We start from the raw sequence: 12,231 nt of genomic DNA, 5'->3' as shown, positions 1-12,231 counted from the left end.
TGCGAGAGTAGGGAACTGCCAGGCATTGTATAAGTGAAGAAGCCCCGCACGCGAGTGCGGGGCTTTTTTACGTCTGCTATTTGAGATTTCGGGCGGCAATCGGGTGCTGAAACGTTACCATCAGCTAAACGGTGCAGCCGCGTTAAACATTCTTCAACCCGCTGATTTTCCAATAATTAGCGACACAGCTCACAATAATAATCTCGGATTACCCCGTCTTTACCTTCAGTAGACTTAAATGCTTTACTCACTCCTTTAAACGCTGTTGATCAGCAAGGAACAGAGGTAAGGCATGACACCCACAAATAATAAAACTCAGACGGATGATACAAAGAAACGTATCTGGGCCATCGTCGGCGCGTCATCGGGTAACCTGGTCGAGTGGTTTGACTTCTACGTCTACTCCTTCTTCTCGCTCTACTTCGCACATATCTTTTTTCCACAAGGCGATACCACGACCCAGTTATTACAGACGGCGGGTGTCTTTGCCGCCGGATTTTTAATGCGTCCGATTGGCGGCTGGCTGTTCGGCTATATTGGCGACAAGCATGGCCGAAAAAATTCGATGCTGGTTTCGGTCTGCATGATGTGCTTCGGCTCGCTGGTGATTGCCTGTCTGCCCGGTTACGCCACGATCGGCGTGGCGGCGCCCGTCATTCTTTTGCTGGCGCGTATGTTCCAGGGATTGTCCGTAGGCGGCGAGTATGGCACCAGTGCGACCTACATGAGTGAAGTGGCGCTGGAAGGACGTAAAGGATTCTACGCCTCATTCCAGTATGTCACGCTGATTGGTGGACAGTTAGCGGCGGTACTGACCGTGGTCGTGCTGCAATTTCTGCTGACAGATGCAGAGCTGCGCAGCTGGGGATGGCGTATTCCGTTCTTCCTCGGCGCGCTGCTCGCGGTAGTCGCTCTCTGGTTGCGTCGCTCTCTGGAAGAGACTTCTGATAAAACCAGCCGCGAGCATCGCGATGCCGGCAGCGTAATTGGCTTGCTGCGCAATCATACCCGACCGTTCCTGATGGTGCTGGGCTTCACCGCCGGTGGCTCCCTGAGCTTCTATACCTTTACCACCTATATGCAGAAGTATCTGGTTAACACCTCAGGCATGGATCCCAAAACGGCCAGCGGTCTGATGACCGGGGCACTGCTGGTCTTTATGCTGATTCAGCCGATTGTTGGTGCGCTGTCAGATAAAATCGGACGCCGCACCTCAATGATGATTTTTGGCGCGGGCGCGGCGATCTGTACCGTACCGATCCTCACCCTGCTGCAAAATGTGCAGAGCCCGGGTGTCGCTTTCCTGTTAATCATGCTGGCGCTGCTGATTACCAGCTTCTATACCGCCATCAGTGGCATTCTTAAAGCCGAAATGTTTCCTCCCCAGGTTCGTGCGCTGGGCGTCGGGCTCTCCTATGCGGTGGCGAATGCGATCTTTGGTGGGTCGGCGGAATATGTGGCGTTGCTGATGAAACAGCAGGGGATTGAAACCACTTTCTTCTGGTATGTCTCCGCTATGGGGGCGGTAGCGTTTCTGGTGTCGTTGTTACTGCACAAGCGCGGGAAGGGAATAGCACTTTAACGCGGTGAGGTTCCCTAAGGCGATGCCGCTGGCTGCACCGGCGGCATGCCAGGCAAAACTTTTCAGCTATGCGGGCGGCTCTTTCTCGCTGTTTAGCCGCACCGTCACTCAACCAAAACAGCACGCCAGCGTATGAATCTGGCGCTGCTCATCTTCACTGCCTGCCGCCCGTGCCTCAGCGGCAACGGTTAAAGGATACGGCTGATTAGTCGATCAATACGTATCCGGCGCAGACGACGTATCAGTTTCCGTACTTTAGCCGGGTAGTCAGCAATGCTCTCAAGCTCGCGGAAATGGTTCACCACGGTTGTATGCTGGCGGATTAAGGTCAGCTCTTTATCACGCTGGTCGGTTAGCTGATGAAGCGGATCGTGAATTAACACCGCATTCTCAAGATCGAGCCGCCAGGCGCGTGGGTTGAGGTTATTGCCGGTGATCAGCTGCCACTCATCATCCACCCACATTCCTTTAAGGTGATAACTGTTATCGACATCCTTCCATAACCGCACCACCAGCTGTTGGTTATTGACGTAATATTGCAGCCGGCTCAGGAAGCGACGCAGATTTATTTCATACAGATAGGGCAGCGCGCCGATAATCTTGAAAGGCTGATCGGGCGCTATGTAGAAATCGTTAGCGGTCTTATCACCGACGATGATCTCAACCTGGCGGCCCTGACGCAGCAGATGAATAATATTACGTACCAGCAGGGCGGGCAGGTTGAAGTAGGGGGTACAGATGGTCAGTTTCTGTTCCGCACAGGGCATCAGATGAAAGATGGTTTTGTTCAGCAGGCTATGCTTACCCAGTCCCACCAGCGGCGTGACGGCCAGCTCTTCATTGCCCGCGTTGCCCTCGAACTGATAATTAAAGCCGCGCAGATCCTGACGAAACTGGCGCGTTTCGTTCTTAATCTCCGGGCTGGAAGGACGCTCAGCCGAATCGAGCCGGTTCACCGCTTCCGCTGATTTCAGATTGAGGTTAATCCATGCATACATGGTATCAGTCAGCTGAGGATTACGGATAAGCTGATAGCGGTCATAGCGATACTTATCATGCTGATGCAGGTAGACATCATTGATGCTGGCGCCGCTGTAGAGCAGCGTATCATCAATAATAAAGCCTTTCAGATGCAGCACGCCCAGCGCTTCGCGCGTATTAACCGGAATGCCGTAGACCGGGATGGCAATGTCGGGATGCCGGGTCGCCATTTCACAATACCAGTCCGCATTGGTCACGCCGCGTGCGGCACCAATCCGGCCACGCTGCGCCCGATGCCAGTCCACCAGAATCGAAATATCCAGCTCAGGACGCGCCTGCTTTGCGGCATAGAGCGCATCCATAACCGCCCGGCCTGCGTCATCGTTTTCCAGATAGAGCGCAACAATACAGATGCGACTCTGCGCGGCCGCAATCTTCTCCAGCAGCGTCTGGCGAAATTCGGCCGGCGAGTAAAGAGTCGACACATCCGCAACGGATTGTGACAGTTTCGGCAGCTGTGCGAGGTGTTGTTGGTGTTTGTTACGTTTGAATTTAGACAACATCACAGTGCACTTCTTCTCTGTTCATTGCATGGCCTTTTGCCATCAAATCAGGGTTATAACCATAAATAATAACATCAACTCTGTCGATTCGGACGTTTTTTACCTTTCTCTACAAGGTTAGTTGATCTCATCCTGTAGCGGCAATTTCAGACTGACGATACCGTCATCCAGTTGAATATCAACATGAAAATTGAGTTTCCGCGCCAGGGTAATCATGCCGCGATTATGGGGCATAGTGATACCATTCAATTGTTGCAAGCCATGATGCCGGGTGTAGCGGATCATCTTCTCCAGCAACCGTCGCCCCATGCCCAGCCCTTTGAGATCGGAACGCACCAGCACGGAAAACTCCGCGTCCATGTTGTCCGCATCCGAAATGGCACGGGTGACGCCGATAATTTCCGCACGCCCCTGCTGCTGGCGCACCGCCACTATAGCCATCTCGCGGTCGTAATCGATCTGGGTCATATTGGCGAGATCCTCATGGGTAAACTCATTGATCTCGCTGAAGTAGCGGTAGTAGAGATCTTCTTTGGTCACCTGACTGATAAAGTCGCGCAGCAGCGGCTCATCTTCAGGCAGAATCGGACGGAATAAGCAGAGCTGGCCATCTTTCAGCTGCACCTGCTCTTCCAGATGCTGCGGGTAGGGGCGGATCGCCAGCCGCGCTTCGTTATCGCCAGTGAACGGAGCCAGCGTCAGGGTGACGTCCAGCAGGGTAAAGTCATTACCCGCCGCCAGCAGCGGATGAATATCCAGCCGCTGGATCTCCGGGCAATCCACCACCAGGTTTGAGACCTGGACCAGCAGCTGACTCAGCCCCGCAATATCCAGCGGATTAAGGGCGCTGCGGCTGCGAATTTTTCCGCTCTTGATCGCCTGAATCACCAGATAGCGCGCCAGGGTCATATTCAGCGGGGGCAGCGCCACGGCAGCCTGTTTATCAGCCTGCCACTCGACGCCGCCTTCACCGAGCATGATAATCGGGCCAAACAGCGCATCCTGTTCCACCACCACCCGCAGCTCCTGCGCACCGGCACGGCTGGCCATGCTCTGCACCAGCAAACCTTCGATGCGTGCCTGCGGTAGCGTCTGCTTTACGCGATCAAAAATCGCCTCGGCGGCATGCTCCACTTCGCTGGCATTACGCAGGTAGAGCATTACCCCCTGAACTTCCGATTTATGGGGTATATCGGGCGAGCGCAGCTTCAGCGCCACCGGATAGCCAATCTGGTCAGCTATCGCCACCGCCGCCGCGCTGTCGCTGGCAATCCAGGTCGGCAGCGTTGCCAGCCCATATGCCTGGAGCACCGGCTGCACCTCGTGGGTATCCAGAGCGGTAATGCCGCGATCCAGCGCCTGCGACAGCAGCCGGTGAGCATGGGTTGTGTCCTGAGTCAGCGTGGCGGGCAGGGCGGGCGTTTCACGCAGCTGCTTCTGGTTACGCCGGTATTCAACCTGATGCATAAACGCGGTCACGGTGCCTTCCGGGGTACGCCAGGTCGGGATCCCCGCCTGGGTAAAGGCGCGACGTGCAGCCTGAGAAGAGAACTCACCGCTCCAGTTAGTCAGTAAGGTCACCAGTTTGCCACGTGGATGACGGGCAATCGTCTCTATCAGATGGGTAGCGGTTTCCGTTGCAGGCGCGACCGCACTGGGTGCATGAATAATCATCAGCGCGTCGAGTTCATGACTGTTGAGCAGGATCTCCACACAGGCGGCATAGCGTTGCGCGGTGGCGTCATCTTTTAAATCCAGCGGATTGCCCCGACCAGCACCGGCGGGCAACAGCGCCTCCAGCTGCTGGCGCGTCTCATCGCTGAGCTGAGCCAGCTTGCCGTTGCGGGCATAGAGTTCATCCAGCGCAAGGGCGGCAGGCGCGGCACCGTTGCTGATAATCATCAGCCGATCGCCCCGCAGCGGCCGCATGTGGCTCAGCGACTCCACGGCGGAGAACAGCTCGTGGGTGTCCTGCACCCGCAACAGTCCGGCGCGCTGGATAGCGGCATCCCAGGCGGCGTCCAGCCCGCTGTGGGTTCCCAGCAGCGCCTGCGCTTCGCGGCTGCGACCGCTCTTGATCACCAGGATGGGTTTGTTGCGGGAGGCGCTGCGCGAGGCGGAAACAAAACGCCGCGCGTCACTGAGATGTTCGAGATAGAGCAGAATAGCGCTGGTTTTGCCGTCGCGCGCCAGGAAGTCGAGCAGGTCATCGACGTCGGTATCCAGACTGTCACCCAGCGCGATAAACCAGGAGAATCCCAGACTGCGCTGCTGCGCCCAGTCGAGGATGGTATTGGAAACCGCGGCGGACTGGGAAATAAACGCGATACGCCCTTTCTCGATCGGGACTGGCGAGAAGCTGGCGTTTAATCCCTGCCAGGGAGCCAGCAGCCCCAGACTATTCGGCCCCAGCAGGCGGATCTGCCACTGGCTGGCGCACGCCTTAAGTTCGGCCGACTGGCTGGCTGGCGCGGAGAGGATGATGCAGGCCTTGCAGCCTTTCTCGCCGAGCTGTTGCAGCAGCGCGAGGTTGCGCTTTGAGTGGGTGCAGATCACCGCCAGGTCTGGCGCGAAAGGCAGGCTTTCAATAGTGGGCCAGGCCAGCACGCCGCTGACCGCCTTATATTTTGGCGTCACCGGCAACACCGGGCCGCTAAAGCCGCCAGCCAGCAGGTTACGCATCATAAAATATCCGGCACGCCCCGGTGTGACCGAGGCACCAATTACCGCAATCGATTTGGGTCGTAACAGCGCTTCCAGTCCGCGTTGGCTCATCTCGCCCTCCAGAGATCGGGATTTGCGTGATTGTAAACGCTTTTGACCGCCAGCGCTTCCGGGCAGATCGCAGCCTGAACATTCACATCGCAGGCGTGGCCGATTGGCCCGGTTAGCGGCGGAGCGTGTTCAAGGCTGCCCGGCGTGGTGCGGTTTGCCAGCCAGATAGGCGGCGCGGAACTGCTCAAAATGGTGGGACAGCGCCTGGGCGGCCAGCCGATCGCCAGCCTGTTCCAGCAGGGCCGCCGCCACTTCCGCCGTACAGTGTTGTCCTTCGCCGTGGGCTTCTCGCAGCGTATAGCGCGAAGGGGTGCTGACCGAGAGCGACATTACCGGCAGAGCGTCGAGCCAGGGACTTTTGCGGAACATCTTACGCGCTTCGGTCCAGGTCCCGTCCAGCATAATAAACAGCGGCGGCTTGCCGCTGCGCGGGGGCACGGTCAGCACCTCCCGGCCCGGATCGGCATAAGATGCGGGAAAGACCACCAGCGGCTGATAGTCGGGGTTGCGCACCGCCGCCAGCAGCAGCGGATCCGGTTCGGTGCGGGACCAGCCAAAGGCCTGGGTCTCCGGCAGAATATCGGCAATCAGCCGGCCAGTGTTGCTGGGCTTCATCGGCTCGGTATCAAACATCACCAGGCAGAAGCGGCTGCGGGCGGCGTGCGGCACAATCTGGCTGCACAGGCAGTTTCTCTCAGGCAGCAGACAGCCCTGACAGCGAACGACACGATTCCCGCGCGCAAGGAAAGGGCGGGTAGCGCGGGCAAGGCGTTGGGTGCGCAAGCGCAAAACAGCATTTTCAGACATGAGTATTCAGGGCAGGAAAAAGGTCAGTGTAATCGAAGCGCAGGGGAAAAGGAAAAGGCCAGCCAGGCTGACCTTTTTGCGGTTAGAGGGACTCATCCAGCCATTCATTGAAAGGCGCTTTAGGCATCGCGCCGTTCAGCATGTCGACCCGGTCGCCATTCTTAAACAGCATGATGGTCGGAATGCTGCGAATGCGGAAGCGCGCACTCAGCGCCGGTTCTGCTTCTGTGTTGACCTTAATAAAGCGCACTTTACCGCGACGTTCGCTGGCGACATCTTTAAACACTGGCGCGAAGTTGACGCACGGGCCACACCAGGGTGCCCAGAAGTCGATCACCACCGGCAGATCGTCCTGTAGATATTTGTCTAACGTGGCGGCGGTGGCGTTAACCACTTCGCCATCAAACAAATCATTTCCACAGCGACCGCATTTCGCCGCTTCGGCAAGGCGTTCTTCAGGAACGCGATTGGTTGCCTGACAGGAAGCGCATACCGTATTCATAGGAACCTCTGATGTTAGGAAGTGTCAGTCTGGTAAATAGTGGCCATTATGAAAGGGGGCCGATCAGCTCTCAATCTGGATCGCTCTATAGGTTCAATAGTTGATAGCTAAGCGCCAGCACATCAGGTAATCTGCGCGCTCTCAATGCAGGAGGAAGATATGAACGACGAGTTTAAAGGCAAAAGCGGTAAGGTTAAGGTGATGTACGTGCGTGGCGAGGACGATAAAAGCGCCCGATCGCCTAACCCTCGTACAGGCAAAGGTGGTTACGCTGCTGCCCGCCAGGATGATAATCGTCGTTCTTCTGGCCCCCGCACTGAACGTAATCAGGAGGGCGGACGCTCTGCCGGTCGCCGTAGCGACGACGCGGGTCGCAGCAGTTCACCACGTCGTGACGAAGGCGGACGTGGCGCACCACGCCGTTCAGATGAAGGCGCAGGTCGCCGCAACGATCGTGGCGATGATAGCCGCGGCGCCTATGGCAGCAGCGACTCCCCGTGGCGCACCGTATCACGCGCGCCATCAGCCGATCGTGCAGCATCGCCTGAGAGCGATAAGCCCGATCACGGCGGTATCAGCGGCAAGAGTTTCGTCGATCCCGAGCAGATCCGTCGTCAGCGTAACGAAGAAACCCGCGTCTATGGCGAGAACGCCTGTCAGGCACTGTTCCAGAGCCGTCCTGAAGCGATTGTGCGCGCCTGGTTCGTGCAGGAAGTCACACCGCGTTTCCGTGACGCGCTGCGCTGGCTGGCTGCTAACCGCAAAGCCTACCATGTGGTGGAAGATGCGGAGATCACCAAAGCCTCCGGCACTGAGCATCACGGCGGCGTCTGCTTCCTGATCAAAAAGCGCATGGGGATGGCGGTTGCTGAATGGCTGAGCCAGGCCAATACCAAAGATTGCGTGCTGGCGCTGGAAGATGTCAGCAACCCACACAACCTCGGCGCGATTATGCGCAGCTGCGCGCACTTTGGCGTAAAAGGTCTGCTGGTGAACGACGCTTCCCTGCTGGAGTCGGGTGCCGCGGTACGTACCGCAGAGGGTGGTGCCGAGCATGTGCAGGCGATCAGCGGCGCAACCTTCAGTGAAGGTCTGGAAGCGTTCCGTAAAGCGGGTTACACCATCGTCACCACCTCCAGCCATCAGGGCACGCCGCTGGCGCAGGCTCAGCTGCCGGAGAAAATGGTGCTGGTGCTAGGCCAGGAGCGTGAAGGTCTCTCTGACACGGCGTTTAAACAGGGTGATATGAGCCTGTCGATTGGCGGCACCGGCAACGTGGAAAGCCTTAACGTTTCAGTGGCGACCGGCGTACTGCTTGCCGAATGGTGGCGTCAGAACGCATAAAAAAAACGGGCCGCAAGGCCCGTTTTTTATGGAGGTGATAACGCGCTGCTTCCTTCACTTTGCTGTTCAGCGGGATAAAAAACGGGCCGAAAGGCCCGTTTTGCTGTGTCACTTTAGTGCGCTCCGCCGCCACCGCCACCGCCGCCTGCGCCAAAAGGCGGACGGGCGAACCAGATCAGCACCAGCAGGATTAAAAACACCCCCGCCGAGGCCCAGAAAATCTCATTCGCTGAAATAATCAGTCCCTGGTTGGTGATCTGCTGCGCGATCCAGGCTGACGCCTGCTGCTGCGTCATCCCCATGCTTTCCAGCTGGCTGTACATCTGCTGCGAGTTCACGTTGTACGGGGTAATCGACTCGGTCAGATAGCTATGATGCATCGACTCGCGATTGGTCCACATGGTGGTGGTGATCGAGGTGCCGATCGACCCAGCCAGCGTACGCACAAAGTTAGAGAGGCTGGAGGCCGCCGCCAGCCGCTCCGGTGGCAGACCCGACAGGGTAATGGTGGTCAGCGGCATAAAGAAGCAGGCCACGGCAAAACCCTGAATGAACTGCGGCCAGGCTGAGGCACCAAAATCCATTCCCGGTTCAAAGGTGTAAGCGCGCCAGTAGAAGCAGACGGCGTACATAATGAAGCTGAATGTCACCAGTCGCCGCATATCGAGTTTATGCGCGAAGCGCCCGATGATCGGCGACAGGATCACCGGCAGAATCCCCACCGGCGCGGAGGCCAGCCCGGCCCAGGTCGCGGTGTAGCCATACACCTCCTGGAGCAGCTGCGGCAGCAGCACTATCGAGCCGAAGTAGAGCATATAGGCCAGGCTGATCGATAAACAGCCGATGGTGAAGTTTCGCGACTTAAACAGCGACAGGTCGACTATCGGGTTGTCGTCGGTCAGCTCCCAGACCAGCAGCACCGCCAGCGCAATCACGGCAACCACCGCCAGCACGATAATCTCGGTGGAGCTGAACCAGTCCAGCTCTTTACCGCGATCCAGCATCACCTGCAAACAGCCGATCCCCACCACCAGCAGCACCAGCCCGACCATATCGATCGGGCGGATTTCGGTTCGGGTCTCGCGGCCACGCAGCGTCTGGAGCGTCAGCATCACCACCACCGCGCCAATCGGCACGTTGATGAAGAAGATCCAGCCCCAGTGATAGTTATCACTGATCCAGCCGCCCAGAATCGGGCCGCAGATCGGTGCCACAATCACCGTCATCGCCCAGAGTGACAGGGCGATACTGCGTTTGGCGGGAGGGTAGTTGCTCAGCAGCAGACTCTGCGACAGCGGAATCAGCGGACCGGCGACGATCCCCTGCAACACGCGGAAGAAGATCAGCATTTCCAGACTTTCAGACATGCCGCATGCCCAGGAGGCGATGGCAAACAGCACGGTGGCCCAGGTAAATAACTTTACTTCGCCAATGCGTTTTGCCAGCCAGCCGGTAATCGGGATCGAGATGGCGTTGGCGACGCCAAACGACGTAATCACCCAGGTGCCCTGGGAGTTAGAGGCACCGAGGTTCCCGGCGATAGTCGGGATCGCCACGTTTGCGATGGTCGAGTCGAGCACCTGCATAAACGTGGCCAGCGACAGCGCAATGGTCATTAAGACCAGCGGCATCCCTTTAAGCGGTTGTTGTGCCATTACAGCCTCCGCGTCCTCATCCGGCGTTGGCGCGGACGATTTCGGTGATCAGCTGATTGACCGGCGCGAGGTCAATCACCAGGGCGTTGCTGCTGTAAGCGGCCTGCTGCCGTACGCTGGTGGCCAGCGTGCTGCCCTCTTTGCGGGTGGTATCAATTTTCACCAGCGTCGACAGGCCAATGCGTAACGGATGCTTCGCAATATCTTCCTGATTGAGTTCGATACGCACCGGCAGACGCTGAACCACTTTGATCCAGTTACCGGTGGCGTTCTGTGCTGGCAGCAGCGAGAAAGCGCTGCCGGTACCCATATCGAGTCCCACGACTTTGCCGTGATAGACCACATCATCGCCGTAAATATCCGCGACCACGGTGGCGGACTGACCGATACGTACACCTGCCAGCTGGGTCTCTTTAAAGTTCGCGTCGACCCACAGGTTGGTGGCGGGCACCACGGCCAGCAGCGGCGTGCTCGGGGTGATTTGTGAACCAACCTGGACACTGCGACGGGAGATGAAGCCATCCATCGGGCTGCGGATCTCAGTACGTTGTAGGGCGAGCCAGGCGTCACGCAGCTCAGCGGCGCTCTGCTGCACTGCCGGCTGGTTTTCCAGCGAGGTGTTGAGGATCATCGCCTGATTCGCATTATATTGCTGTTCGGCCACGTCCAGCTGGGCTTTGGCGGTCGCCACGGCATCACGGGCGTGCTGCAACTCTTCCCGACCAATCAGGTTAGAGGCCGCCAGCGGCTCACGACGCTTCAGGTCAGCCTGCGCCTGCGCCAGTGCGGTCTGTTGCAGAGCGATGCTGGCCTGATACTGTTTGCCGTTAATCATCAGCTGGTGGGTCTGACGCACGCTGGTAGCCAGAGCGGTTTTCGCTTTTTCAAACGCCTGCTCAGCATCGGTTTTATCCAGTGAAACCAGCACATCGCCCTTTTTGACGTAATCGGTGTCTTCAAACCAGACTTTATTGACGCTACCGGAAACCTGCGCCATCACCTGCACCTGATTACCCGCCACGTAAGCGTCATCGGTTTCCTGAAAATGGCGCAGCACCAGGAACCAGTAAACGCCCCAGGCAATACCAATCAGCACAAAGATCAGCAACAGCACGATGAGCACACCTTTGCGCTTCTTCTTTTTGTTGGCTGATGGTTGCGGTCTCTGTGCTTCTGCCGTTGCACTCATGTCTTTCTCCACGTTTTCCATTTAGTCGGGTTGCAGTCATCCCTTTCCGCCAGCGCCCGAGTCGAAAAAGCCAGCGACTGAGCGCTGGCCAGATAAAAAAAGAAAATCAAAATAACGATTTCGACAGGTGATTGTGTCGCACTTATTGCTATTAGCGGGACAGCGAGGCGATCAGCTGGTCTTCATCCATTTTATCAAGACGGTTGAGCAACTTACGGGTGATGCCTTCCAGCTGTGACTTCTCCTCAACCGATAGCGAGGACCAGAGATATTGCAGGCTCTGATGCTGAGGTGGCAGCAACTGACGCAAAAACTCCATGCCTTTTTCGGTCAGGTGCAGATGCAGACAGCGACGATCGTGGTCGCTTTCACGGCGCTCAATCCAGCCGCGCTTCTCCAGCTCATCTGCAATACGGGTGGCGTTGGTACGCGAGGAACCGAGTGCAGAACTCAGCTCTGAGGGCTGAATGCTGTGGTTTTCCTGCGCATCCAGCGTGATTAATGCCATGAACAGTGTTTCGTTAATGCCCTGTGCTTTCAGCATCTTATTGCGATTGTCCAGCAGTTTACCCTGCATATGCATACAGAGACGCGTCAGAATGATTTCCTGTAACGGAAAATCCTTATGGCGATTGGCACGGATGTTTAGCATCTGCTCAATGGGAGTAAACGAACTTTCCATTAAAAAAAACCTCACTAATTGCAACTTGTATAATAACTATGGTGACAGGCTAAGCGTAGTCACTTTTTGGCAGGTGATCGCTGACGGGCCCATACTGCACCATCAAAGGTATTCCAGGCCATTTCCCTGGCCCTGGGTTAAAAAACCCTAC

The 12,231-nt window shown here is 57.2% G+C and carries 9 protein-coding genes; 2 read left to right on the top strand and 7 right to left on the bottom strand.

All coding sequences use genetic code 11. The features are described from left to right. The first annotated feature begins 292 nt into the window (after positions 1-292). Positions 293-1,582 (top strand): MFS family transporter, encoded by a 1,290-nt coding sequence (locus tag ACCW71_RS14000; protein WP_436372287.1) that lies wholly within the window; start codon positions 293-295, stop codon positions 1,580-1,582. 188 nt (positions 1,583-1,770) lie between these two features. Here ACCW71_RS14000 and pssA read toward each other — a convergent pair whose 3' ends face one another. From pssA to trxC, 4 genes are all read right to left on the bottom strand, one after another. Continuing rightward, positions 1,771-3,126 carry a CDP-diacylglycerol--serine O-phosphatidyltransferase gene (gene pssA / locus ACCW71_RS13995; RefSeq protein ID WP_436372286.1) on the bottom strand — a complete coding sequence of 452 codons (1,356 nt, stop codon included), beginning with the start codon at positions 3,124-3,126 and terminating at the stop codon, positions 1,771-1,773. A gap of 117 nt (positions 3,127-3,243) precedes the next feature. Next, entirely contained in the window at positions 3,244-5,901 is a 2,658-nt protein-coding gene (locus ACCW71_RS13990; RefSeq protein ID WP_436372284.1) for a bifunctional acetate--CoA ligase family protein/GNAT family N-acetyltransferase, read from the bottom strand. Between the two features lie 129 nt (positions 5,902-6,030). Further along, a complete protein-coding gene (locus tag ACCW71_RS13985) occupies positions 6,031-6,708 on the bottom strand; it encodes a tRNA-uridine aminocarboxypropyltransferase (RefSeq protein WP_436372282.1) in 678 nt (225 codons plus the stop codon). An 82-nt stretch (positions 6,709-6,790) separates the two neighbouring features. Further along, on the bottom strand, positions 6,791-7,210 hold the full coding sequence (gene trxC, locus ACCW71_RS13980) for a thioredoxin TrxC (RefSeq protein ID WP_436372280.1): 420 nt from the start codon (positions 7,208-7,210) through the stop codon (positions 6,791-6,793). A gap of 159 nt (positions 7,211-7,369) precedes the next feature. On the opposite strand from trxC, the gene ACCW71_RS13975 reads away from it, so the two are divergent. Then, positions 7,370-8,554, top strand: coding sequence for a tRNA/rRNA methyltransferase (locus tag ACCW71_RS13975; RefSeq protein ID WP_436372279.1), 1,185 nt, complete (start codon positions 7,370-7,372; stop codon positions 8,552-8,554). Between the two features lie 113 nt (positions 8,555-8,667). Here ACCW71_RS13975 and emrB read toward each other — a convergent pair whose 3' ends face one another. The 3 genes from emrB to mprA all read right to left on the bottom strand — a co-directional run bounded on the left by emrB (position 8,668) and on the right by mprA (position 12,080). Continuing rightward, entirely contained in the window at positions 8,668-10,209 is a 1,542-nt protein-coding gene (gene emrB, locus ACCW71_RS13970) for a multidrug efflux MFS transporter permease subunit EmrB (protein WP_436372277.1), read from the bottom strand. Between the two features lie 16 nt (positions 10,210-10,225). Beyond that, the gene (emrA, locus tag ACCW71_RS13965) at positions 10,226-11,398 is read right to left on the bottom strand and encodes a multidrug efflux MFS transporter periplasmic adaptor subunit EmrA (protein ID WP_436372275.1); all 1,173 of its coding nucleotides are present in this window, start codon (positions 11,396-11,398) and stop codon (positions 10,226-10,228) included. Positions 11,399-11,549: 151 nt separating this feature from the next. Further along, complete coding sequence (mprA, locus tag ACCW71_RS13960) at positions 11,550-12,080, bottom strand: transcriptional repressor MprA (RefSeq protein ID WP_436372274.1); 531 nt, start codon at positions 12,078-12,080, stop codon at positions 11,550-11,552. Positions 12,081-12,231 lie beyond the last annotated feature (151 nt).

The sequence above is a fragment of the Pantoea sp. C2G6 genome, assembly GCF_051336815.1.
GTDB lineage: Bacteria > Pseudomonadota > Gammaproteobacteria > Enterobacterales > Enterobacteriaceae > Pantoea.
The sequence above is the reverse complement of the archived record's forward strand: the minus strand, read 5'-3'. Positions and strand labels throughout refer to the sequence as shown.